21 protein-coding genes and 1 riboswitch are annotated in these 21,486 nt (G+C 72.5%); of the genes, 4 read left to right on the top strand and 17 right to left on the bottom strand.

Annotated features, from left to right (window positions below; genetic code table 11):
- Positions 1-299 precede the first annotated feature (299 nt).
- The 3 genes from ACIBSW_RS39015 to ACIBSW_RS39025 are packed head-to-tail and all read right to left on the bottom strand — an operon-like array spanning position 300 to position 1,922.
- Positions 300-758 (bottom strand): PH domain-containing protein, encoded by a 459-nt coding sequence (locus ACIBSW_RS39015; RefSeq protein ID WP_404799601.1) that lies wholly within the window; start codon positions 756-758, stop codon positions 300-302.
- A gap of 11 nt (positions 759-769) precedes the next feature.
- Entirely contained in the window at positions 770-1,615 is an 846-nt protein-coding gene (hisG, locus tag ACIBSW_RS39020) for an ATP phosphoribosyltransferase (protein WP_354725884.1), read from the bottom strand.
- 43 nt (positions 1,616-1,658) lie between these two features.
- A complete protein-coding gene (locus ACIBSW_RS39025; protein WP_184991619.1) occupies positions 1,659-1,922 on the bottom strand; it encodes a phosphoribosyl-ATP diphosphatase in 264 nt (87 codons plus the stop codon).
- 78 nt (positions 1,923-2,000) lie between these two features.
- Between ACIBSW_RS39025 and ACIBSW_RS39030 the strand changes: the two genes are divergently transcribed.
- From ACIBSW_RS39030 to ACIBSW_RS39040, 3 genes are read left to right on the top strand one after another with little or no spacing between them, the layout of a single operon-like run.
- Positions 2,001-2,876 (top strand): ABC transporter substrate-binding protein, encoded by an 876-nt coding sequence (locus ACIBSW_RS39030; protein ID WP_354725887.1) that lies wholly within the window; start codon positions 2,001-2,003, stop codon positions 2,874-2,876.
- Positions 2,873-3,721, top strand: a complete 849-nt coding sequence (locus ACIBSW_RS39035) for an amino acid ABC transporter permease (RefSeq protein ID WP_354725889.1) — start codon at positions 2,873-2,875, stop codon at positions 3,719-3,721. Before ACIBSW_RS39030 ends, ACIBSW_RS39035 begins: the two co-directional genes overlap by 4 nt.
- Entirely contained in the window at positions 3,721-4,461 is a 741-nt protein-coding gene (locus ACIBSW_RS39040; RefSeq protein ID WP_354725891.1) for an amino acid ABC transporter ATP-binding protein, read from the top strand. The genes ACIBSW_RS39035 and ACIBSW_RS39040 overlap by 1 nt, the downstream gene beginning before the upstream one ends.
- A 4-nt stretch (positions 4,462-4,465) precedes the next feature.
- On the opposite strand, the gene ACIBSW_RS39045 is transcribed toward ACIBSW_RS39040, so the two are convergent.
- From ACIBSW_RS39045 to rpe, 7 genes are all read right to left on the bottom strand, one after another.
- Positions 4,466-5,569: a PQQ-dependent sugar dehydrogenase gene (locus tag ACIBSW_RS39045; protein WP_354725893.1), complete on the bottom strand. Its 1,104-nt coding sequence runs from the start codon at positions 5,567-5,569 to the stop codon at positions 4,466-4,468.
- 38 nt (positions 5,570-5,607) lie between these two features.
- A complete protein-coding gene (gene ribH, locus ACIBSW_RS39050; protein ID WP_354725895.1) occupies positions 5,608-6,081 on the bottom strand; it encodes a 6,7-dimethyl-8-ribityllumazine synthase in 474 nt (157 codons plus the stop codon).
- 55 nt (positions 6,082-6,136) lie between these two features.
- Complete coding sequence (locus ACIBSW_RS39055) at positions 6,137-7,342, bottom strand: bifunctional 3,4-dihydroxy-2-butanone-4-phosphate synthase/GTP cyclohydrolase II (RefSeq protein WP_354725897.1); 1,206 nt, start codon at positions 7,340-7,342, stop codon at positions 6,137-6,139.
- Positions 7,332-7,934, bottom strand: coding sequence for a riboflavin synthase (locus ACIBSW_RS39060; protein WP_354725899.1), 603 nt, complete (start codon positions 7,932-7,934; stop codon positions 7,332-7,334). Before ACIBSW_RS39060 ends, ACIBSW_RS39055 begins: the two co-directional genes overlap by 11 nt.
- A complete protein-coding gene (gene ribD / locus ACIBSW_RS39065) occupies positions 7,934-8,989 on the bottom strand; it encodes a bifunctional diaminohydroxyphosphoribosylaminopyrimidine deaminase/5-amino-6-(5-phosphoribosylamino)uracil reductase RibD (RefSeq protein ID WP_354725907.1) in 1,056 nt (351 codons plus the stop codon). The genes ACIBSW_RS39060 and ribD overlap by 1 nt, the downstream gene beginning before the upstream one ends.
- Before the next feature lie 128 nt (positions 8,990-9,117).
- Positions 9,118-9,303, bottom strand: a riboswitch (FMN riboswitch).
- Positions 9,304-9,364: 61 nt separating this feature from the next.
- Positions 9,365-10,402, bottom strand: a complete 1,038-nt coding sequence (locus tag ACIBSW_RS39070; protein WP_354725901.1) for a response regulator — start codon at positions 10,400-10,402, stop codon at positions 9,365-9,367.
- A complete protein-coding gene (gene rpe, locus ACIBSW_RS39075; protein ID WP_354725903.1) occupies positions 10,399-11,076 on the bottom strand; it encodes a ribulose-phosphate 3-epimerase in 678 nt (225 codons plus the stop codon). The genes ACIBSW_RS39070 and rpe overlap by 4 nt, the downstream gene beginning before the upstream one ends.
- Positions 11,077-11,142: 66 nt before the next feature.
- Between rpe and ACIBSW_RS39080 the strand changes: the two genes are divergently transcribed.
- A complete protein-coding gene (locus tag ACIBSW_RS39080; protein ID WP_404799602.1) occupies positions 11,143-12,009 on the top strand; it encodes a septum formation family protein in 867 nt (288 codons plus the stop codon).
- A 225-nt stretch (positions 12,010-12,234) separates the two neighbouring features.
- Here the strand turns inward: ACIBSW_RS39080 and ACIBSW_RS39085 are convergent, their stop codons facing one another.
- The 7 genes from ACIBSW_RS39085 to rpoZ all read right to left on the bottom strand — a co-directional run bounded on the left by ACIBSW_RS39085 (position 12,235) and on the right by rpoZ (position 21,466).
- Positions 12,235-13,755 (bottom strand): transcription antitermination factor NusB, encoded by a 1,521-nt coding sequence (locus ACIBSW_RS39085; protein ID WP_354721856.1) that lies wholly within the window; start codon positions 13,753-13,755, stop codon positions 12,235-12,237.
- On the bottom strand, positions 13,752-14,681 hold the full coding sequence (fmt, locus tag ACIBSW_RS39090; RefSeq protein ID WP_354721857.1) for a methionyl-tRNA formyltransferase: 930 nt from the start codon (positions 14,679-14,681) through the stop codon (positions 13,752-13,754). Before fmt ends, ACIBSW_RS39085 begins: the two co-directional genes overlap by 4 nt.
- Before the next feature lie 4 nt (positions 14,682-14,685).
- Positions 14,686-15,243 carry a peptide deformylase gene (gene def, locus ACIBSW_RS39095; protein WP_354721858.1) on the bottom strand — a complete coding sequence of 186 codons (558 nt, stop codon included), beginning with the start codon at positions 15,241-15,243 and terminating at the stop codon, positions 14,686-14,688.
- 770 nt (positions 15,244-16,013) lie between these two features.
- On the bottom strand, positions 16,014-18,491 hold the full coding sequence (locus ACIBSW_RS39100; protein ID WP_354721925.1) for a primosomal protein N': 2,478 nt from the start codon (positions 18,489-18,491) through the stop codon (positions 16,014-16,016).
- A 152-nt stretch (positions 18,492-18,643) separates the two neighbouring features.
- Positions 18,644-19,834: a methionine adenosyltransferase gene (gene metK / locus ACIBSW_RS39105; RefSeq protein WP_354721859.1), complete on the bottom strand. Its 1,191-nt coding sequence runs from the start codon at positions 19,832-19,834 to the stop codon at positions 18,644-18,646.
- Between the two features lie 77 nt (positions 19,835-19,911).
- Positions 19,912-21,135, bottom strand: a complete 1,224-nt coding sequence (gene coaBC, locus ACIBSW_RS39110; protein WP_354721860.1) for a bifunctional phosphopantothenoylcysteine decarboxylase/phosphopantothenate--cysteine ligase CoaBC — start codon at positions 21,133-21,135, stop codon at positions 19,912-19,914.
- Between the two features lie 67 nt (positions 21,136-21,202).
- Positions 21,203-21,466: a DNA-directed RNA polymerase subunit omega gene (gene rpoZ, locus ACIBSW_RS39115; RefSeq protein ID WP_015623990.1), complete on the bottom strand. Its 264-nt coding sequence runs from the start codon at positions 21,464-21,466 to the stop codon at positions 21,203-21,205.
- Between the last annotated feature and the right edge of the window lie 20 nt (positions 21,467-21,486).

Genomic DNA, 21,486 nt, shown 5'->3' on the forward strand with positions numbered 1-21,486 from the left:
CGCTGATGGGGCCTCCTCAGAACGATCTAGTACTGCCAATGTCGGTCGGCCCCCTCGCCCTCTTATGCGGGGCGACAGGAAAGCAGAAGGCCCCGGCACGCATGCCAGGGCCCGCTCGACCGGTCATCGGCGTCCATGAGGACGCACACCACACCCGGATGACTCCGGGGCGGTTGACCGGACCCAGCCGCTCAAGAAGCGACTTGGGTGGGAACCAGCGGGCTCCTCTTTCGCGCCTGTCCGAGGCTCCCGAGGGAGATTCGCGCAGGCGTGGTCGACTACCGGTGGAGTCTACCAGCTCAGGACGTCGCCGCCGAATGGAGGGCGCGAAGTGCGCGAACGCCCTCGACCGCGTACTCCTTGTCGACGGCCTGGAGCGCATGGACCGGGACCGTGTCGTCGTCGAGCATCTCCAGCGTCGCCCACGGCGAGTTGCGGTCGAAGCGCACCGCCCGCACCGCGGTCCAGGGCAGCTCGTAGCCGCCGATCACGTTGCGGACCTGCACGCCCGCCGCGTCCGCGATCACCCGCGGGCGGGTGAAGGCGAGGATGCCGAGCCCGATCAGCACGCCCAGCCCGATCATCGCGCCCTGGTCGCCGCGCTGGAACCGGCCCATCGTGTCGCCGGTCGACCCGTGCAGGCCGAAGCTGAGCACGGTGAAGAGCACGACGACGGCGACCGCCGTCGCGCCGGCCACCCAGCGGATGCGGCGGGGCCGGAACACCACGGTCGCCTCGGTAGAACTCACGTCCACCACTGTCCCACCCCCTACAACCGGCAGTTCGAGATGTCCGTCACCAGGATCGCCCGGGCGCCGAGATCGTAGAGCTCGTCCATGATCTGGTGCACGTCGTCGCGCCGGACCATGGCCTGCACCGCCACCCAGCCCTCGCGGTGCAGCGGCGACACCGTCGGCGACTCGATGCCCGGCGTCAGCGCGGTCGCGCTCTCCAGCAGGTCGGCGCGCACGTCGTAGGCGAGCATCACGTAGCCGCGGGCCACCAGCACGCCCTGCAGGCGCCGCATGAGCTGCGCGGACGCGCCGGGGTCCGCGGCCGGCTCGGGCCCGATCAGGATCGCCGAGGAGCGCATGATCGGCTCACCGACGGTGACCAGGCCGGCCTGACGCAGCGTGGTGCCGGTCTCCACCACGTCGGCGATCAGGTCGGCGACGCCCAGGCGCACGGCGTTCTCCACCGCGCCGTCGAGGCGCACCACCTCGGCCTTGAGGTCGTGCTCGTCGAGGTAGCGCTCGACCACCCCCGGGTACGCGGTGGCGATGCGCCGCCCGCCGACCTCCGTGGCGGAGGCGAGCGAGCCGGCCGGGGCGGCCCAGCGGAACGTGGCCCCGCCGAAGCCCAGGTCGAGCAGCTCCCGCGCGGGCACGCCGGAGTCGACGAGCAGGTCCCGGCCGGTCACGCCGAGATCGAGATCACCCGAGCCGACGTACGTGGCGATGTCGCGCGGCCGCAGGTAGAAGAACTCGACGTTGTTGGCCTCGTCACGGCAGACGAGCTCCTTGGGATCGGTGCGCTGGCGGTAGCCGGCGTCGCGCAGCATCTGCGCGGCCGGTGCGGAAAGGGTGCCTTTGTTGGGAATGGCGATGCGCAGCATCGACGTGCTCCTTCGATCGGATTCGATTGAGGCGGAGGGCACGTCAGAGATGTCGGTATACGTCCTTCAGCTCGAGCCCGGTGGCGATCATCAGGACCTGCGCCTGGTAGAGCAGCTGGGAGATCTCCTCGGCGGCGCGCTCCGGCCCCTCGTGCTCGGCGGCCATCCAGGACTCGGCCGCCTCCTCGACGACCTTCTTCCCGATGAAGTGCACGCCACGGTCCAGCGCCGCCACGGTGGACGAACCCTCGGTCCGCTGCACCGCCTTCGCCTGCAACTCGGCGAACAACTCTTCGAACGTCTTCACGGGAGACGATTGTGGCAGCTCATCATGGGATGGCGGCGGGCCACCCCAATGAGTGGGACGTGGCCTAGGCTCGCCTGCATGGTCAGCAGATACACGATCGCCGCTGTTGGCGGCGCGGCCGTGCTCCTCACCACACTCGCGGGCTGCGCGCCCGCCGACGAGGGCAAGCCCTCGGCCGGCGCCTCCGCCTCACCCTCCGGCTCCGCCTGCCCGGCCGGCGCCCTCGACACCCGGACCGCCGGCAAGCTCACGATCGGCACCGACAACCCGGCGTACGAGCCGTGGTTCTCCGACAACAAGCCCGGCAACGGCAAGGGCTTCGAGTCGGCGGTCGCCTACCAGGTCGCCGAGCGGCTCGGCTACCCGGCGCAGAACGTCGTGTGGACCCAGGTGACGTTCAGCAACGCCATCGCACCGGGCCCGAAGACGTTCGACTTCGACATCAACCAGTTCTCGATCACGCCCGAGCGGCGCAAGGCGGTCGACTTCTCCTCGCCGTACTACCTGGTCCGGCAGACGGTGATCACGACCAAGGGCTCGAAGATCGCTTCCGCGAAGTCGCTCGCGGATCTCAAGACGGCCAAGCTCGGCGCGCAGGTCGGCACCACCAGCTACCAGGCGATCACCGATGTGATCAAGCCGGACACCAAGCCACTGGTCTACAACAACAACGACGACGCCAAGGCGGCCCTGGAGAACGGCCAGGTCGACGGCATCGTGGTCGACCTGCCCACCGCGTTCTACATGACCGGCGCCGAGCTCGACGACGGCGTGATCGTCGGGCAGTTGCCGCAGGTGGGCGTACCGGAGCAGTTCGGTCTCGTCCTCGACCTCGACTCGCCGCTGACCGGCTGCGTCTCACAGGCCGTCGACCAGTTGCGCCAGGACGGCACCCTCGCGGTGCTCGAGAAGCAGTGGCTGGCCGGCACGAACGGTGCTCCCGAACTGTCGTGAGCACCGAGCTGTACCGGCCGTCGGAGATCCAGCGCGGGCGGATCGCCTACCGGCGACGGCAGACGATCCGCTCCGTGCTGCTCGCGGCCCTCTCCACCGCCGTCGTCGGCGTGCTGCTGGTGGTCACGATCACCGGCGCGCCCGGCTGGGACCGGGTCAAGCAGTCGTTCTTCGACCCCGAGGTGGCCCGGCGCTACCTGCCGGCCATCCTCGAGGGCCTCTGGCTCAACATCCGGCTGCTGGTCGTCTGTGCGGTCCTGGCCCTGGCCCTCGGCCTGCTGATCGCGACGCTGCGTACCCTGCGCGGCCCGGTCTTCTTCCCGGTGCGGGCGCTCGCGACGGGCTACACGTACACGTTCCGGGGCCTGCCGCTGATCATCGTGATCTACCTGGCCGCCTTCGGCGTGCCCGGCCTGCGGCTGCAGGGCACCCCGGGGGTGCTGGTGCTCGGCGGGGCCGCGCTGATCATCACGTACGGCGCGTACCTGGCCGAGGTCTTCCGGGCCGGCATCGAGTCGGTGCACCCGAGCCAGCTCGCCGCGGCCCGCTCGCTCGGGCTGACCTACCGGCAGACGATGCGGCACGTGGTGCTGCCGCAGGCGATCCGCCGGGTGGCGCCACCGCTGCTCAACGACACGGTGGCGCTGCAGAAGGACGTCGGGCTGGTATCGCTGGCCGGCCCGATCGACGCCGTGCGCGCCGCGCAGATCGGCGTCGCGCAGGACGCCAACTTCACGCCGTACGTCGTGGCCGGCGTGCTCTTCGTGCTGCTCGCGCTGCCGCTGATCGCCGTCACCGACTGGGTCACGCTGCGCGCGGCCCGCCGCCAGTCCGCGGGGGCCTGATGCTGCTGTCCTGCGAGCACGTCCGCAAGACCTTCGGCGCCGGCGTCGTGCTCGACGACCTGTCGCTCGAGGTCGCCGAGCACCGGGTCGTCGCGCTGATCGGCGCCTCCGGATCGGGCAAGTCGACGCTGCTGCGCTGCATCAACCTGCTCACCGAGATCGACGACGGGGTGATCCGGCTCGACGGCGAGGACATCACCGACCCGCGGGTCAACCCGGACCTGGTGCGCCGGCGCATCGGCATGGTGTTCCAGTCGTACAACCTCTTCCCGCACATGACCGTGCTGCGCAACATCACGCTGGCACCCGGCCGGGTGCACCGGCGGGCCGCCGCCGAGGTCAGGGAGCAGGCCATGGAGTGGCTCGGCCGGGTCGGGCTGGCCGACAAGGCGGACAGCTATCCCGACCGGCTCTCCGGCGGCCAGCAGCAGCGGGTCGCGATCGTCCGCGCGCTGGTCAACAGCCCCCGGCTGCTGCTGCTCGACGAGGTCACCTCGGCGCTCGACCCGGAACTCGTCGGCGAGGTGCTGACGATGATCCGCGGCCTCAAGGACGACGGCATGACGATGGTGCTCGCCACCCACGAGATGGGCTTCGCCCGGCAGGTCGCCGACCAGGTGGTCTTCCTGGACGGCGGCCGGGTGCTGGAGGCGGGCCCGCCGGACCGGGTGCTCGGCGACCCGTCGGAGCCACGGACCCGGCAGTTCCTGGCCCGGATCATCGAGGCCGGCCGGCTGTAACCGCTCAGCGCGCCGGGAAGCGCAGGATGCGGTCGTCGCCGTCGCGGGTGTCCCCACGGCCGTCGGTGTTCGAGGTGGTCAGCCAGAGCGCGCCGTCCGGGGCGACCTCGACGGTACGGAGCCGGCCGTAGCGCTCCTCGAACACCGCCGTCGGCGCGCCGACGGTGTCACCGCGCAACGGAACGGTCCACAGCCGCTCCCCGCGCAGGGCGGCGACGTAGGCGGTGTCACCGGCGATCGCCATCCCGGACGGCGAGGCGTCGCGCACCGACCAGGTGAGCAGCGGGTTGGTGTAGCGCCCGCCGTCGGTGTCGCCGGTCCCCTCGACCTCGGGCCAGCCGTAGTCGTGACCGGGCCGGATGAGGTTCACCTCGTCGAGTTCGTTCTGCCCGAACTCGGTGGCGAAGAGCCGACCCTCGGAGTCCCAGGCCAGGCCCTGCACGTTGCGGTGGCCCAGGCTGTACACCGGCGAATCCGCCACCGGGTTGCCCGGCGCCGGCGCGCCGTCCGGCGTCAGACGCAGGATCTTGCCGTTGGGGCTCGCCGGGTCCGGCGACCGGGAGGTCTCGCCGGCGTCCCCGGTGCCCACATAGAGCATGCCGTCGGGCCCGAACGCGATCCGCCCGCCATTGTGGTTCCCGGCCTTGGCGATGCCGTCGAAGACCACCTCGGGCGGCCCGCCGCCGAGCCGGAACCGCACGATGTGGTTGTCCCGGGCCGCGGTGAAATAGGCGTAGACCAGGCCGTCGTCCGCGAAGGCCGGCGAGACGGCGAGGCCGAGCAGGCCGCCCTCACCGCGTGCCCTGACGCCCGGCACCCGGTACACCTCGCGGGCCGCGCCGCCGCCGGGCGTCAGCCGCAGCACCCGGCCGGTGTCCCGCTCGGCGACCAGGGCGTCGCCGCCCGGCAGAAACGCCAGCCCCCACGGCACGTCGATGCCCCGGGCGATCTCCTCGCCGGCGCCGAGATCCGGCGTCGACCGCGGCGTGCTGACCGCGGTGCTCGTGGCGACGACGACGGGCCCGCCGTCGGCGCCGCCGCCGTCACAGCCCGCGAGAAGGCAGCCGGCGACAACCGCGGCGACGCCCGCCCGCGTGAAGGTTGCCATGACGTCACACGTAAGCACCAACGGGGCCAGATCGCCAGTTACCCGCCCAGGTTGCGGATCGCGATCGCCGCGTCGAGCACGGCGATCGTCGACTGCCAGCCCTTGTCCTCGATCGAGTCCTCCAGACCCGCGCGGTCCTTCGCCTGGCCCAGGCTCTCCACGGTCAGCACGCCGTGCGCGACCGGGGTCCGCTCGTCCAGCGAGACCCGGGTGAGGCCCATCGTCACCGCGTCGTTGACGTAGTCGAAGTGCGGCGTCTCCCCGCGGATGACCACGCCGAGCGCGACGACCGCGTCGCAGCGCTTGGCCATCGCCTGCGCCACGACGGGCAGCTCCACCGAGCCGACGACCCGCGCCACGATCACCTCGGCGACGCCGGACGCCTTGGCGGCCGCCTGCGCACGCTCGACCATGTGGTCGACCAGGTCGGAGTGCCAACGCGAGCCGACTATGCCGAGCTTGAGCCCGGCTGCGTCGACGGAGGTCAGGTGCGGATCACCGAAACCGGCCATTGTTGCCCCCTTTTTGCCTAATCTTGCGCCCGGCCGCGGTCGCGGCGCCGGGGATTCAGCCCAGTGCCTCGAACAGGTGGCCCATCCGGTCCCGCTTGGTCCGCAGGTAACGCACGTTCTCCGGGTGCAGGCGCACCGGCATCGCCTCGCGCCCGCTCACGGTCAGGCCGTAGCCCTCCAGCCCGGCCCGCTTCGCCGGGTTGTTGGTGAGCAGCCGCATCGAGCGCACGCCCAGCTCGTAGAGAATCTGCGCGCCGGTGCCGAAGTCGCGGGCGTCGGCGGGCAGGCCGAGCTCCAGGTTCGCGTCCACGGTGTCCAGGCCCCGGTCCTGCAGCTGGTACGCCTGCAGCTTGTGCAGCAGCCCGATGCCGCGCCCCTCGTGCCCGCGCATGTAGAGCACGACCCCGCGCCCCGCCGCGGCCACCCGGTCGAGGGCCGCGTCCAGCTGCGGCCCGCAGTCGCAGCGCACCGAGCCGAAGACGTCGCCGGTCAGGCACTCCGAGTGGACCCGGACCAGCACGTCCTGGCCGTCGCCGAGGTCGCCGAAGACCAGGGCGACGTGCTCGGCCCCGTCCACGTCGCCGCGGAAGCCGACCGCGGTGAAGTCGCCGTGCTCGGTCGGCAGCCGGGTCTCGACGACCCGCTCGACCTGCCGCTCGTGGCGCCGCCGGTACGCGATCAGGTCGGCGATGCTGATCAGCGCCAGGTCGTGCTCGACGGCGAACTTCTCCAGGTCGGGCATCCGCATCATGGTGCCGTCGTCGTTGACCATCTCGCACAGCACGCCGGCCGGGCGCAGGCCGGCGAGCACCGACAGGTCGATCGCGGCCTCGGTGTGACCGGGCCGGCGCAGCACACCGCCGGCCTTGGCCCGCAGCGGCACGACGTGCCCGGGGCGCGACAGGTCGTCCGGCCTCGTGTCGGCCGAGGCCAGCAGCCGGATCGTGTGCGCCCGGTCGGCGGCCGAGATGCCGGTGCTGACGCCCTCGCGGGCGTCGACCGTCACCGCGTACGCGGTGCCGCGACGGTCCTGGTTGGTGTGGAACATCGGCGGCAGGTCGAGCCGGTCCGCCTCGTCCTCGGTCATCGGCACGCAGATGTAGCCGGACGTGTAGCGGACCATGAACGCCAGCAGTTCGGGCGTGGCGTGCTCGGCCGCGAAGATCAGGTCACCCTCGTTCTCGCGGTCCTCGTCGTCCACCACGATCACCGCGCGGCCGGCCGCGATGTCCGCGACGGCCCGTTCGATGTCAGCCAACATGGCGGTCTCCCAGCATCTTCTCGACATATTTGGCGATCACGTCGACCTCGAGGTTCACGGGGTCGCCGACGGACTTGGCGCCCAGGACGGTGAGCTTGAGCGTGGTCGGGATGAGCCCGACGCTGAACGTGTCGGCGGTGACCTCCATGACGGTCAGCGAGACGCCGTCCACGGTGATCGAGCCCTTCTCCACCACGTAGCGGGCCAGCTCGGGCGGCAGCGAGAAGCGCAGCACCTCCCACTCGTCGGCGGGCTCGCGGGCGACGATCCTGCCGACCCCGTCGACGTGGCCCTGCACGAGATGCCCGCCGAGCCGGCTGCCGACGGTCGCCGCGCGCTCCAGGTTGACCTGGCTGCCCGCGCGGAGCACGCCGAGCGAGGAACGGCGCAGGCTCTCGCCCATCACGTCGGCGGTGAAGACGCCGTCGACGTTGTCGATGACGGTCAGGCAGACGCCGTTGACCGAGATCGAGTCGCCGTGCCGGGCGTCGGACGTGACGACGGGACCGCGCACGGCGATGACCGCCGAGTCGCCGCCCGCGTCGGTGAGGTAGACGACCTCACCGAGTTCCTCGACGATGCCTGTGAACATCAGCTCTCCTTTTTTCGGAGCGATGCGGTGAAGCGCAGGTCGGGGCCGATCTGCGTGATGTCGGTGAGGTCCAGTTCCAGCGCCTCGGCGATGGTGGTGACGCCCGCGCCGACCAGCGACGGCTGGCCCGCGCCGAGCAGCTTGGGCGCGATGTAGCCGACGATCTTGTCGACCAGCCCGCCCGCGAGGAAGCCGCCCGCCAGGGTCGGGCCGCCCTCCAGCAGCACCGCGCGGACGCCGCGCAGGTAAAGCTCGTTGAGCAGGGCGGCGAGGTCGACCCGGCCGTCCGCGCCGGCGCCGACCTCGGACGCCGTCGCGATCCAGGTCGGCGCGGCCTGGTCGCGGACCCGGGCACCCGCCGGGGTACGCCCCGAGGAGTCGACGACGACCCGCCAGGGTTGCTTGATCGCGAGGCTGCCGTCGCGCAGGTCGCGGACCGTCAGCTGGGGGTCGTCGGCGATGACCGTGCCGACGCCGGCGACGATCGCGTCGACGGTGCTGCGCAGCCGGTGCACGTCGGTGCGGGAGATCGCGGAGGTGATCCACTGGCTGGTGCCGTCCGCCGCCGCGGAGCGCCCGTCGAGCGTCGCGGCGTACTTCCAGGTCACGTACGGCCGGCCGCGGCGCACGGCGGTCAGCCACGCGACGTTGCCGTCCTCGGCCTCCTGGCGGCGTACGCCGGTCTCGACGTGGACCCCGGCGCCGCGCAGCGTGGCCGCGCCGCCGGCCGCGACCGGCGTCGGGTCGTCGACGGCGATGACCACCCGGGTGATCCCGGCGTTGATCAGCGCCTGCGCGCAGGGCCCGGTGCGGCCGGTGTGGTTGCAGGGCTCCAGGGTGACTATCGCGGTGCCGCCGCGGGCCCGCTCGCCGGCCTGCGCCAGGGCGACTATCTCGGCGTGCGGCCCGCCGACGTACGCGTGGAAGCCCTCGCCGACGACCTCGCCGTCCGCGCTGAGCAGCAGGCAGCCGACGACCGGGTTGGGGCTGGTGGTGCCGAGCCCCCGGGCGGCGAGCGCGATCGCGCGGCCCATCGCCTCGTCGTCGGTGACCATCTGCGTCCTCTCCATGCGCGGTGCGGTCACGCGCTGAAGAGGGGAGGACACAGCGGAAACAGGACATGAGGGGACGCTTCGCGCCGCCCCGGCGAGAGCACGCCGCGACGAGCCCTCATCCTGCTCCCGCGCGCTGTCTCCCATCCGGACTGTCTGACCGATCGGCCCGCAGGGGCCGTCCGATCAACCGTCGGCTCTGGAGTCTCACCAGATCCACCGTCCGTCTTGGTATCGACGTCCGGGTCGCGGGCTCAGCCCTGCCGGAGCAGGGCATTACCGCCGGTTCGGAATTTCACCGAGTCCCGCCAGCGCGTGGTGGGTCACCCATGAGTCTTGCACGCGAATCGCGGGTTGCCACCTCCGGGGCGACCCAGGTCACAAACCCATTCCCGCCGCCGACGGGTCCTCCGGGTCCTCCGAGTCCGCGCGGCGCCGGTCGATCGCCACGTACGAGCCGGGCTGACTCTTGGCCACCTTCTTCATCTCGGAGGCCACCGCGACCACCTCCCGGGCGTCCTCGAACCGGCGGCCCTCGGCCGTGGCCTGCGCGACGCCGATCGAGAGCGTGACCAGGGCCGCGCGCTGCTTGTTGCCGCGCCGGTCCGGCACCTCGATGTAGCCGCGCCGGGCGTCCTCGGTGTCGTAGAGCTGGTCGGCGACGGTCTCGAAGTCGTTGACGGTCCGCTTGGTCAGCGGCAGGACCTGCTCGGGCGTACAGATGAAGACGAAGTCGTCGCCGCCGATGTGGCCCAGGAAGATCGGCGGGCGCCCGGTGCTCGCGACCGCCCGGTGCAGGCTGCCGGCCAGGGCCGTGATGAACTCGTCGCCGCGGTCGAAGCCGTACACGTCGTTGACGCTCTTGAACCGGTCGATGTCGATGTAGCCGACCGCGTAGTCCTTGCCGGTCTTCATCCGGTCCACGATCTCGCGCCGCACCCGGGCGTTGCCGGGCAGGCCGGTCAGCGGGGAGACCTCGCGGAACTCCTTGTTGCGCCGCAGCGTCGAGGAGACCCGGGCGATCAGCTCGGCGGTGTCGAACGGCTTGACCAGGTAGTCGTCCACGCCGGCGGTGAGACCGACGACCTTGTCGACGGTCATGCCCTTGGCGGTCAGCATGATCACCGGCAGCGCCGAGGTGAGCGGCTCGGCGCGCAGCCGGCGGGTCAGCTCGACGCCGTTCATGTTCGGCATCATCCAGTCGACCACCGCGAGATCGGGGCGGCGGGTCTCCATCACCTCGAGGGCGTGCTGGCCGTCGCGGGCGCGCATCACCTCGAAGCCGTGCACCTTGAGGTTGAAGGCCACGAAGCTGGCGATGTCCTCGTCGTCGTCGACGACCAGGATCAGGTCGGGCCGCTCCTCGGGCTCAGCCGCGGTCGCATCCACCTTGTGCCGCACCACCCCAGTGCTCATGACCCCGCCATCGCGCTTTCGGCGAGGGCCCGCAGCTTGCGGCAGGCCTCGGCCGGGTCCTCGGCGCCGTAGACGGCGGTGCCCGCGACGAACGCGTCGGCGCCGGCCTCGGCGGCCTGCTCGATGGTGTCGGCGGCGATGCCACCGTCGACCTCCAGGCGTACCTGAAGGTCCTTGGCCTTGATCCGGCGCCGCACGTCGCGGACCTTGTCGAGCATCTCCGGCATGAACTTCTGGCCGCCGAAGCCGGCCTTGATCGTCATGATCAGCACCGTGTCCACATAGGGAAGGAGCTCGAGGTACGGCTCGACCGGGGTGTCCCGGTCGATCGCCAGGCCCGCCTTGGCGCCCGCCGCGCGCAGCGTCTTGGCCAGCGCCACCGGGTTGTCGCAGGCCTCGGCGTGGAACGTCACGTTGTGCGCGCCGGCCTCCGCGTAGCCGGGCGCCCACCGCTCGGGGTCGGTGATCATCAGGTGCACGTCGAACGGGATGGTCGTGGCCTTGCGCAGGTTCTGCACGACCGGCAGCCCGATGGTCAGATTCGGGACGAAATGGTTGTCCATGACGTCGACGTGCACCCAGTCCGCGGCACCCTCGATCTCGTGCACCGCGGTGGCGAGGTGCGCGAAGTCCGCGGCCAGAATGCTGGGGGCGATGATCAGCGATGGCTCCACCGGTGAAGTGTATGGCCTGTCCGGGGTCGCCCGGGATACTCATGGTGTTCCCCGGGGAGGCTTGGCATGCGAACCACGGTTGCCCTGCTGGCGGTGCTGCTCGCCGCCGGCTGCTCGGCCACGCCCCCGGCCGGCACCGACGGTGACCTGGCCGACGACTGGGCCGTGCCGGGCGCGCCGGCGCCGTTCCGGCCCGCGGCCGGGCAGTGTCACGAGCACCTGACGACCAACGCCGCGCCGGACGACTACCGGCCGGTCGACTGTGGCGAACTGCACGTCTCCGAGACCGTCCGGGTGGGCACCGCCGCCGACGCCGACGTGGCGCCGGCGGCGGGGACACCGGGCGCGAAGGCGGCGTACCGGGATTGTTCGGACGCCGCGGCCGATTTCCTGGGCGGGCCGGTGCGCGGCGCCCGGGTCGCGGTGCAGGTGGTGTGGCCGACCCGGGCCGGGTGGGCGGGCGGCGCCCGGTGGTTCCGCTGCGACGTCACCACCGCGGACCTCGACGGGCGGGGCCGGGTCAGCCGCACCGGGAGCCTGGCCGGGGAGCTGACCCACGCGTCGCCGCTGCGGCTGGCCTGCTTCGATCCGGAGGTCTCGGGCGGAACGGTGACGGCCATGACCGCCGTGGCGTGCGGCGAAGCGCACCGGGCCGAGTTCGCCGGGCTGTGGACCGCGCCGGACATCTCGTACGCGAGGCTGGAGTCCGACACCGGGCTCAGCGCGGGCGGGTGCCGCAGTGCGATCGCGCGGTTCGCGGGGCTGCCGGACGACTCCGAGCTGCAGTTCCGCAGCGGCTGGATCTCGTACAACCCGACGCGCGCCGAGTGGCTGTCCGGCGAACGCCTGGTCCGCTGCTTCATCTACTTCTCCGAGCGCACGTTCAACCGCTCGCTGAAGAACGCCGGCCCCGGCGTCCTACCGGTCAGATAGCCACCACCAACCACCGACCGGCCGCGCCGCGCCGCGCCGCGCCAGGCCAAGCCGAGCCAAGCCGGGCCAAGCCGGGCCAGGCCAAGCCGGGCCAAGCCAAGCCAGGCCAAGCCGGGCCAGGCCAAGCCGGGCCAGGCCAAGCCGGGCCAGGCCAAGCCGGGCCAGGCCAGGCCGCGCCGGGCCAAGCCAGGCCGCGCCGAGCCAAGCCGCGCCGGGCCGGGCCCGTCAGCCGGTGCGGCGTAGGACCGCCAGGAACATCGCGTCGGTGCCGTGGCGGTGCGGCCACAGCTGCACCGTCGGGCCGGGGCCGAGCTTGGGCATGCCCGGCGGCAGCAGCGGACGGGCGTCGACGAAGTCGACCTCGACGCCGCTGCGGCGGGCGCCCTCGCTGACCGTCACCTGGGTCTCCACCATGTGCGGCGAGCAGGTCACGTAGGCGACCACGCCGCCGGGCCGGACCGCGCGCAGGGCCGCGACGAGCAGCTCCCGCTGCAGCCGGGTCAGCGGCGGCAGGTCGGCGGGCGTGCGCCGCCAGCGCGACTCGGGCCGCCGGCGCAGCGAGCCGAGGCCGGTGCAGGGCGCGTCGACCAGCACCCGGTCGAAGCCCTCCTCCGGCAGGTCGGGGTCGCGCCCGACGGTACGGCCGTCGGTCGGCAGCACCGTGACGGGCAGCCCCGCCGTCGCCTGCTCGACCAGCCGGGCCCGATGGTCGGCGATCTCGACGGCGGTGACCTCGGCGCCGCGCAGCGCGGCGATCGAGCCGATCAGGCCGGCCTTGCCGCCCGGGCCGGCGCACAGGTCGAGCCAGCGGTCGTCCCGGCCCTCGACCGGCGCGGCCAGCAGCGCCGCGGCCACCAGCTGCGAGCCCTCGTCCTGCACGTGCGCGCGGCCGTCCCGGATGGCGGCCAGCTCGCCGGGCGCGCCGCCGCTGAGGTACACCGAGTACGGCGAGAACGCGCCGGGCACGCCGCCGACCTCGTCGGCCAGCTCGACGGCGTCCGCCCGGCCGGGCCGCGCGCACAGGTGCACGCTCGGCGGCTGGTTGTCCTCGATCAGCAGCCGGGCGGTGTCGTCAAGGTCGCCGCCGAGCGACTCGGCGAACGACCGGATGATCCACTCCGGATGGTTGTGCACCACGGCGAGGTTGGCGGCCGGGTTCTCCGCGTAGTCGGGCGCAAGCTTGGTCAGCCAGTCGTCCAGGCTGGTCTCGGAGATCCCGCGCATGACCGCGTTGGCGAAGCCGGCCGCGCCGGGCGCGACCGAGCGGACCAGGTCGACGGTCTGGTTCACCGCGGCGTGCGACGGCACCCGGGTGAAGAGCAGCTGGTACGCGCCGAGGCGCAGCGCGTCCCGCGCGGGCGGATCGATGCGGGCCACGTCCCGGCCGGCCGCGTCCGCGATGATCAGATCGAGGGTGCCGAGCGTGCGCAGCGTGCCGTAGGTCAGCTCCGTGGCGAACGCCGCGTCCCGGCCGTGCAGGCGCGACTCCCGCAGGATCTGGGAGAGCACCAGATTCGCGTACGCGTCATCGCGATGCACCGCCGCGATCGCCTCGTACGCGGCCTGCCGGGCCGGGTCGGACGGCGGGCGGCCGGCGCGCGGAGCCCGGCCGGAACGGGCGTCCCGGTTCTGATCCCGGCCGAAGCCGGGGCCGCCGGGGCGGCGCGGACCGGCGTTGTGCGGCCGATCGGCGCTGTGCCGGCGGTCGGTGTGGCGCGGCTGATCTGCGGGATTCGAGTCTGTCATCGAAGGGTCTCCCCCGGGTTGAGGCGCAGGCCACGCGCCCAGTCGGAGGCCGACATCGGCTTCTTGCCGGCGGCACGGACCTCGCCGAGGATCACCGGGGTGGTCGCCGTGCCCACCAGCACCTGTGCCCGCTCGACGAGCAGTTCACCGGGCCCGAGCGTGACGGCGGCGTTGGCGACCGGGCGGACCGGTCCGAGCTTGAGGCGCTCGTCGCGCAGGGTCGTCCACGCGCCGGGCGCCGGGGTGCAGGCGCGGATCCGGCGGTCGACGGCGAACGCCGGATCGGCCCACCGGACCCGGGCGTCGTCGACGGTGATCTTCGGCGCCATCGAGATGCCGTCGAGCGGCTGCGGGTGCGCCCGCGCGGTCTTCGCCTCGATCGCGTCGAGGACGGCGACGAGCAGACCGGCGCCCTCGGTGGCGAGCCGGCCGAGCAGGTCGCCGGAGGTGTCCGCGGACCGGATCCGCTCGGTCAGCGTGCCGTAGACCGGGCCGGTGTCCAGGCCGGCCTCGAGCTCGAACACGCTGGCCCCGGTCACCTCGTCGCCGTGCAGGACGGCGTGCTGCACGGGCGCGGCGCCGCGCCAGGCGGGCAACAGGGAGAAGTGCAGGTTGATCCAGCCGTGCTCGGGGATCTCCAGCGCGGCCGGCGGCACCAGGGCACCGTACGCGACCACGGGCACGCAGGCGGGCGCGATCTCTCGCAGCCGCTCCAGGAACTCCGGCTCGCGGGGGCGCTGCGGGGTGAGCACCTCGATGCCGCGCTCATCGGCCCAGGCACCGGCCGGGGAGCGCACCAGGCGACGGCCCCGGCCCGCGGGGGCGTCGGGGCGGGTCAGCACGGCGACGACCTCGTGCGAGGACGCGGCCAGCGCGTCGAGCGAGGGCACGGCCACCTCGGGGGTGCCGGCGAAGACGATGCGCATCAGCTCACCGCCCCAGGCCGAAGATGCCGCGACCGTGCGGGCTCGTCTTCACCGTCGGCGGCGCGCCGGCGTCGTACCAGTCGGCGGCACGGATCTGCTTCATCGCGTCCTTACGTGCGGCGGCGTCGAGCCGGTCCAGGAAGAGCACCCCGTCGAGGTGGTCGGTCTCGTGCTGCACGCAGCGCGCCATCAGGCCGGTGCCGATCAGCTGGATCGGATCGCCGTGCTCGTTGAAGCCCTGCGCGACGACGTTCTGCCGGCGCTTGGTGTCGACGTAGACGCCGGGAATGGACAGGCAGCCCTCCGGGCCGTCCTGCTCCTCCTCATCGGGAAACGACAGAACCGGGTTGACGATGTGGCCGACCACGTCGTCGACGTCGAACGTGAACACCCGCAGCCCCACGCCGAGCTGCGGCGCGGCCAGGCCGGCACCGCCCTCGTCCTGCATCGTCTCGGTCAGGTCCTTGACGAGCCTGCGCAGTTCCTTGTCGAAGTCGACGACCGGGTCGGCCTGCGTGCGCAGCACCGGGTCGCCGAACAGACGGATGGGCTGGACGGTCACGCGGTGCCACTCCTGACGATCGACTCGAACTCCGGTCAGCCCTAGTCTACGGAGCCCGGCGAGACCCGCGGCGCCGCCCGTCCGCCCAGCGTGAGCCGGTCACAACGGACCGCCGAACATGCCCAGCCGGGCCCTCGGTCGACCGGCCGGCGGTCAATTCTTGAAGGTTTGCGGTGTGGAGCAGACCCGAACTCGTCAAGGTCGCGGATTCCCGGGTTGACATGGGCGCTATTCCCGGTTTGCGGGGTGGTGGGCCGGGATGTGGGATCGGTGATCTGAGGGGTGGGAGCTTCGTCCGGCGGGTGGGACGGCTGCCCGTTGTCCGGGACTGCGGTCCATCAGACACCGAGGCCGACCCGGTGATCGTTACCGGCCGCCGCACCACATTCAGACCGGCAACGCGTCCCGGCAAACCACGGAGCAATCGACCCGTTCGGCGGGCGGTCCGGATCAAAAGAACTCGGCCGGATCCAGGTGAAGACAGGCACCCCCGGCTGACCCGGACCACTCCACCCACAGAGCGGCGCGGGTCAGAAGAACTCGGCCACGCCCAGGTGAAGACAGGCACCCCCGACTCACCCGGACCACTCCACCCACAGAGCGGCGCGGGTCAGAAGAACTCGGCCACGCCCAGGTGAAGACAGGCACCCCCGACTCACCCGGACCACTCCACCCACAGAGCAGACCGGGTCAGAAGAACTCGGCCACGCCCAGGTGAAGACAGGCACCCCCGACTCACCCGGACCACTCCACCCACAGAGCAGACCGGGTCAGAGGAGTTCGGCCGGGTCGATCTGGATGCGGACCGGGAGGGCGGACTTCTTGACGCTGCGGACCGCCGCGGCCTGGTGCAGGGTGCGGGCCAGCTCGGCGGCCCGGCCGCGGGAGACCCGCAGCAGCATGCGTTCCTGGCCTTCCTGTGCCGGCACCGGGCCGAGAAGTTCCACGTCGTCGGGCAGGCGGGCCGCGTCGAGGAACTCGGCCATCGCCTCCGCGGTGCCTGTCACGCTCGCCATCCGGGCTGCCGGGGGGAAGCCGAGCTCGCGGCGTTCGGACAGCTCGCGGGCGGCGAACCAGCCCGGGTCCCAGCGCAGCAGCGCCTGCACCGGCGCCAGCGAACCGTCGGCGACCACGACCACTTTGCCGCCCGCGGATCCGGGTCGGGCCAGCGCCGCCGCCGACAGCCAGCGCCGCATCGTCTCCTCGGCGGCGCGCAGGTCCGCACGGGAGAGCAGCGCCCACGTGTCCAGCAACAGGACCGCGCCGTAGCCGCCCTCGGCGACGGGCTCGGCGCCCGGTGTCGCGACTACGACGGCGGCCTCGCCGGGCACGGAGTCGAGGATCCCGTCGCGGCCGGACGTGCGGACCGGCACGCCCGGGAACGCGCGGCCGAGCTCCTCGGCGGTCCGGCGCGCGCCGGTCACCGACGCCCGCAGGCGTCGGCCACCGCAGGCCGGGCAGGCGTAGCCGGCCGCCGCGCGGCCGCACCAGTGGCAGGCCGGTACGTCGCGGGCACCGGCCAGGCCGAGCGGGCCGGAGCAGTGTGGACAGCGGGCGGGCGTGCGGCACTCGGCGCAGGCCGTCGACGGCAGGTAGCCGCGGCGGGGCACCTGCACCAGGACGGGCGCGCCGGCCTGCAGGGCGCCGCGGGCCGCCTGCCAGCAGAGGCTCGGCAGCCGCGCGGTGACCGCGCCCGGATCGCGCGCCAGCTGCGGGTCGTCGCCGGTCGGGGCGATGGCCGGGCTCCGCGACCGCAGGGTCTGCCGGCTCGCCGCGATCTCCTTGGCCCACCCGGTCTCCAGCAGCAGCTGCGCCTCCCCGGTGCGGGCGAAGCCCCCGACGAGGGCGGCGCAGCCGGCCAGCTGTGCCCGGGTGAGCAGCACCTCGCGGGCGTGCGGATAGGGCGCCCTCGGCTCGGCGTGCAGATCGTCGCCGTCGTCCCAGATGACGACCAGCCCGAGGTCGGCGACGGGCGCGAACATCGCCGCCCGGGTCCCGACCACCACCGGCACCCGATGCCGGCTGGCCGCCAGGAAGCGCCGGTAGCGTTCGGCCGGGCCGGCCGCGGCGTTGAGTGCGACATGCCGGCCGGCACCGAGGACCACGGTCAGCGCCCGGTCCAGCCGATCGAGGTCCCGGGCATCGGCGACGACGATGACCACGCCCCGCCCGCCTCGCACGGTGGCGCCGGCGGCCTCCGCGATCCGGGCCGGCCAGTCCTCACCGGGCAGCGCGGACCAGACGGCCCGGGCGGCACGCCCCTGCTCGATCGCGTGCAGATAGGCGGCCCCGGCCGGATAGACACCCCACCTGTGCCGCGCCGCCGCACCCGCATCCGTCCGGGACGCGACCGCGCCCACATTCGTCACACCAGCCGCGGAGGCCGGCCGGGCCGTAGCCGCGCCCGCCGAAACCAACCCATCCGCCGGGGACACGATCGAACCAACACCCATCACACCGGCCGCGGAAGCCGGTAAGGCCGCGGTCCCGCCCGCCGAATCCACAACATCCGTCTGCGAATCGATCGAGCGAGGTTCGGAGACCTCCCGACCGGCCGGATGCTCGATGGCGGGATCCGCGGCGTCCGTTTCGCCGGCCGGCATCGGGAGTCCCGCGCGCGGACGGCCCCCGGACGCCCGGACAGCTGCCGCGCCGCCGGCCCCACCCGAGGAGCCCGAAACCGGCACAGCAAGCATCTCCCCCGCGCCCCCGGCGAAGGCCGCATCCTCGGCAGAGGCCGCACCTTCGGCGAAAACCGGGCCCTCAGCAGAGACCGCACCCTCAGCAGAAGCCGCACCCTCAGCAGAGACCAGGCCCTCAGCAGAGACCGCACCCTCAGCAGAGACCGCACCCTCAGCAGAGACCGCACCCTCAGCAGAGACCAGGCCCTCAGCGGAGGCCGGGCCGGTCGTGGCCGGTAATGACTGGGACTCGGCGCGGGCGTGGCGGGGTGGGACCGCCAGGCGCAGGACATCGGAGAGGTTGCCGGCGTAGCGGTCGGCCACCGCCCGGGCCAGCCGGGCCACCTCCGGATCCAGGACCCGTTCCGGCGAGACCACCTTGTCGAGGAAGGCCAGCCGGCCACCGTGCGGACTCGACTCCGCCCGCTCCAGCAGGAAGCCGTTCACCAGCTGGCCCGCGAAGCGGACCTTGACCCGCACCCCGGGCTGGGCCGCCTCGTCGTCCGCCGCCGGGACCAGGTAGTCGAAGGGCCGGTCCAGGTGGGCCAGGGGCACCTCGACGCACACCCGGGCGACCGGCAGCCGCCCCGCCGGCTCGCGGTCCGGTTTCGCCTTGGCCGCCCTCACCCGCACATTCTGGCGCGCGGGTACGACATCCTCGGAAAACAGGACGGGTGCCTCGACCGAAGTCGGGGCACCCGTTCCTGGCGCTGGCAAGCTCAGGCCGCGGCGGACTTCAGGTCCTGGGCACGGTCCGTGTTCTCCCAGAGCAGGTCGGGCAGTTCGCGGCCGAAGTGGCCGTAGGCCGCCGTCTGCTGGTAGATCGGGCGCATCAGGTCGAGGTCGCGGATGATCGCGGCCGGGCGCAGGTCGAAGACCTCGTTGATGGCCTTCTCGATGCGCTCGACGGGCACGTTCTCAGTGCCGAACGTCTCGACGAACAGGCTGACCGGGTGCGCCTTGCCGATCGCGTACGCGACCTGCGTCTCGCAGCGCTCGGCGAGGCCGGCGGCGACGACGTTCTTGGCGACCCAGCGCATCGCGTACGCCGCGGAGCGGTCCACCTTGGACGGGTCCTTGCCGGAGAAGGCGCCGCCGCCGTGGCGGGCGTACCCGCCGTACGTGTCAACGATGATCTTGCGGCCGGTGAGGCCGGCGTCGCCCATCGGGCCGCCGATCTCGAAGCGGCCGGTCGGGTTGACCAGGAGCCGGTAGTTCGCGGTGTCCAGGCCGAGGCCCTCGAGCTCCGGGGCGATGACGTGCTCGCGGACGTCCGGGGTCAGCAGCGACTCGAGCGAGATGTCGGCGGCGTGCTGCGACGAGACCACGACGGTGTCGAGGCGGACCGGGCGCAGGCCGTCGTACTCGATGGTGACCTGGGTCTTGCCGTCCGGGCGCAGGTACGGGATGGTGCCGTCCTTGCGCGCGGTGGAGAGCCGGCGGGCCAGGCGGTGCGCCAGGGCGATCGGCAGCGGCATGAGCTCCGGGGTCTCGGAGCAGGCGAAGCCGAACATCATGCCCTGGTCGCCGGCGCCCTGCGCGTCCAGGACGTGCTCGGAGTTGCCCTCGCGCAGCTCGACCGCGCTGTCGACGCCCTGCGCGATGTCGGGCGACTGCGAGCCGATCGAGACGCTGACGCCGCAGGACGCGCCGTCGAAGCCCTTCTTGGACGAGTCGTACCCGATGCGGAGGATCGTGTCGCGCACGATGCTCGGAATATCCGCATATGCCTGGGTGGTCACCTCGCCGGCGACGTGCACCTGGCCGGTCGTGATCAGCGTTTCCACCGCGACGCGGCTGCGGGGGTCCTGCGCCAGGAGCGCATCGAGAATACCGTCGCTGATCTGGTCAGCGATCTTGTCCGGGTGGCCTTCCGTGACCGACTCGGAGGTGAACAGGCGGCGTGCCACGGTGCTCCTCAGAATGTTTGTCGAAGTTTCGTTCGGCGGCAGTGTAGTCACCGCCGCTGGGGTTCGCTGTTCCGGTCTCAGACCGTCCCAGCATCACCGACCTGGGAATCGAGGCGGCTGACCACCTGATCCCATATCGCATCGGCTACATCGTCTTTGGGGAGTTCCCCGAGCGCCGTCGTGGTTCCGTCGGCGCCCAGAATCGTGACCGTGTTGTGGTCGGCCCCGAAGACCAGGTCGACGCCCACCTCGTTAACGACGATCAGGTCCGCACGTTTCTTCACCAGTTTGCCGCGGGCGTTCTCCAGCACGTCGTGCGTCTCCGCCGCGAACGCCACAAGCAGCTGACCGGCGCGTTTGGCGGCGCCTAGTTCGGCGGCGATGTCCGGATTCGTCACGAGTTCGATCGTGGGCACCGTACCGCCGTCACTCTTTTTGATCTTCTTTTCGGCCACCGTCGCCGGCCGGAAGTCGGCCGGTGCCGCGGCCATGACCACGACGTCCGCCGCGGCCGCGGCCTCCACAGTAGCCTTGCGCAGCTCCTCGGTCGTGCCGGCGCGGACCACGTCGGCGCCGGCCGGATCGGGCAGAGTGACGTTCGCCGCAATCAGCGTCACGCGCGCGCCGCGGGCCACCGCCGAGCGGGCCAGCGCGTAGCCCTGCCGGCCCGACGAGCGGTTGCCGAGGAAGCGGACCGGGTCGAGCGGCTCGCGGGTCCCACCTGCGGTGACGACCACGTGGCGGCCGGCCAGGTCGGCCTGCGCCGCCGCGCCGCGGCGCAGCACGCGCAGGGCGGCGGCGAAGATCTGGTCCGGATCGGGCAGCCGGCCCTTGCCGGTGTCGGCGCCTGTGAGCCTGCCCACAGCCGGCTCGATCACGACCGCGCCGCGGGACCGCAGCGTCGCGACGTTCGCCTGGGTGGCCGGGTTCTCCCACATCTCGGTGTGCATCGCCGGCGCGTAGACCACCGGGCACGTCGCGGTCAGCAGCGTGTTGGTGAGCAGGTCGTCGGCGAGGCCGTGGGCGGCCTTGGCCAGCATGTCGGCGGTGGCGGGCGCGACCAGGACGAGGTCGGCCTGCCGGCCGACGCGCACGTGCGGCACCTCGTGCACGTCTTCCCAGACCTCGGTGGACACCGGCCGGCCCGACAACGCGGCCCAGGTCGGCGCGCCGACGAACTTCAGCGCCGAGGCCGTCGGCACGACGCGGACGCCGTGGCCGGACTCGGTGAACAGGCGCAGCAGCTCGCAGGCCTTGTAGGCGGCGATGCCGCCGCAGACGCCGAGGACGACCTCGGGCATGACGCACGCTCCCGGAAATGAAGAACCCGCGCCCGCAGAGGCGGGCGCGGGCGCAGGCGTTGCTCGATCAGGGGTTGTCGGTCGCCTCGGCCGTGAGCAGGCCGGCGTTGATCTCACGCATCGCGATCGACAGCGGCTTCTCCTGCGGCGTGGTCTCGACGAGCGGACCGACGTACTCCAGGAGGCCCTCACCGAGCTGGCTGTAGTAGGCGTTGACCTGGCGGGCGCGCTTGGCCGCGAAGATCACCAGCGAGTACTTCGACGAGGTCTTGTCGAGCAGCTCGTCGATCGGCGGGTTGGTGATGCCTTCGGGGTTGGCGATGGTTCCCACAGTGATTTACGTCCTTAATT

Source organism: Actinoplanes sp. NPDC049668 (genome assembly GCF_044465445.1).
In the GTDB taxonomy this organism is placed as follows: domain Bacteria; phylum Actinomycetota; class Actinomycetes; order Mycobacteriales; family Micromonosporaceae; genus Actinoplanes.

Coding starts and splice junctions, on each gene's coding strand:
- ACIBSW_RS39040 (WP_354725891.1), top strand. CDS start 3,721: ATGCTGCTGTCCTGCGAGCACGTCCGCAAGACCTTCGGCGCCGGCGTC.
- ACIBSW_RS39055 (WP_354725897.1), bottom strand. CDS start 7,342: ATGTTGGCTGACATCGAACGGGCCGTCGCGGACATCGCGGCCGGCCGC.
- ACIBSW_RS39030 (WP_354725887.1), top strand. CDS start 2,001: ATGGTCAGCAGATACACGATCGCCGCTGTTGGCGGCGCGGCCGTGCTC.
- fmt (WP_354721857.1), bottom strand. CDS start 14,681: ATGCGCATCGTCTTCGCCGGCACCCCCGAGGTGGCCGTGCCCTCGCTC.
- ACIBSW_RS39070 (WP_354725901.1), bottom strand. CDS start 10,402: ATGAGCACTGGGGTGGTGCGGCACAAGGTGGATGCGACCGCGGCTGAG.
- coaBC (WP_354721860.1), bottom strand. CDS start 21,135: ATGCCCGAGGTCGTCCTCGGCGTCTGCGGCGGCATCGCCGCCTACAAG.
- ACIBSW_RS39085 (WP_354721856.1), bottom strand. CDS start 13,755: ATGACAGACTCGAATCCCGCAGATCAGCCGCGCCACACCGACCGCCGG.
- ribH (WP_354725895.1), bottom strand. CDS start 6,081: ATGGCCGGTTTCGGTGATCCGCACCTGACCTCCGTCGACGCAGCCGGG.
- ACIBSW_RS39060 (WP_354725899.1), bottom strand. CDS start 7,934: ATGTTCACAGGCATCGTCGAGGAACTCGGTGAGGTCGTCTACCTCACC.
- ribD (WP_354725907.1), bottom strand. CDS start 8,989: ATGGTCACCGACGACGAGGCGATGGGCCGCGCGATCGCGCTCGCCGCC.
- hisG (WP_354725884.1), bottom strand. CDS start 1,615: ATGCTGCGCATCGCCATTCCCAACAAAGGCACCCTTTCCGCACCGGCC.
- ACIBSW_RS39045 (WP_354725893.1), bottom strand. CDS start 5,569: ATGGCAACCTTCACGCGGGCGGGCGTCGCCGCGGTTGTCGCCGGCTGC.
- ACIBSW_RS39080 (WP_404799602.1), top strand. CDS start 11,143: ATGCGAACCACGGTTGCCCTGCTGGCGGTGCTGCTCGCCGCCGGCTGC.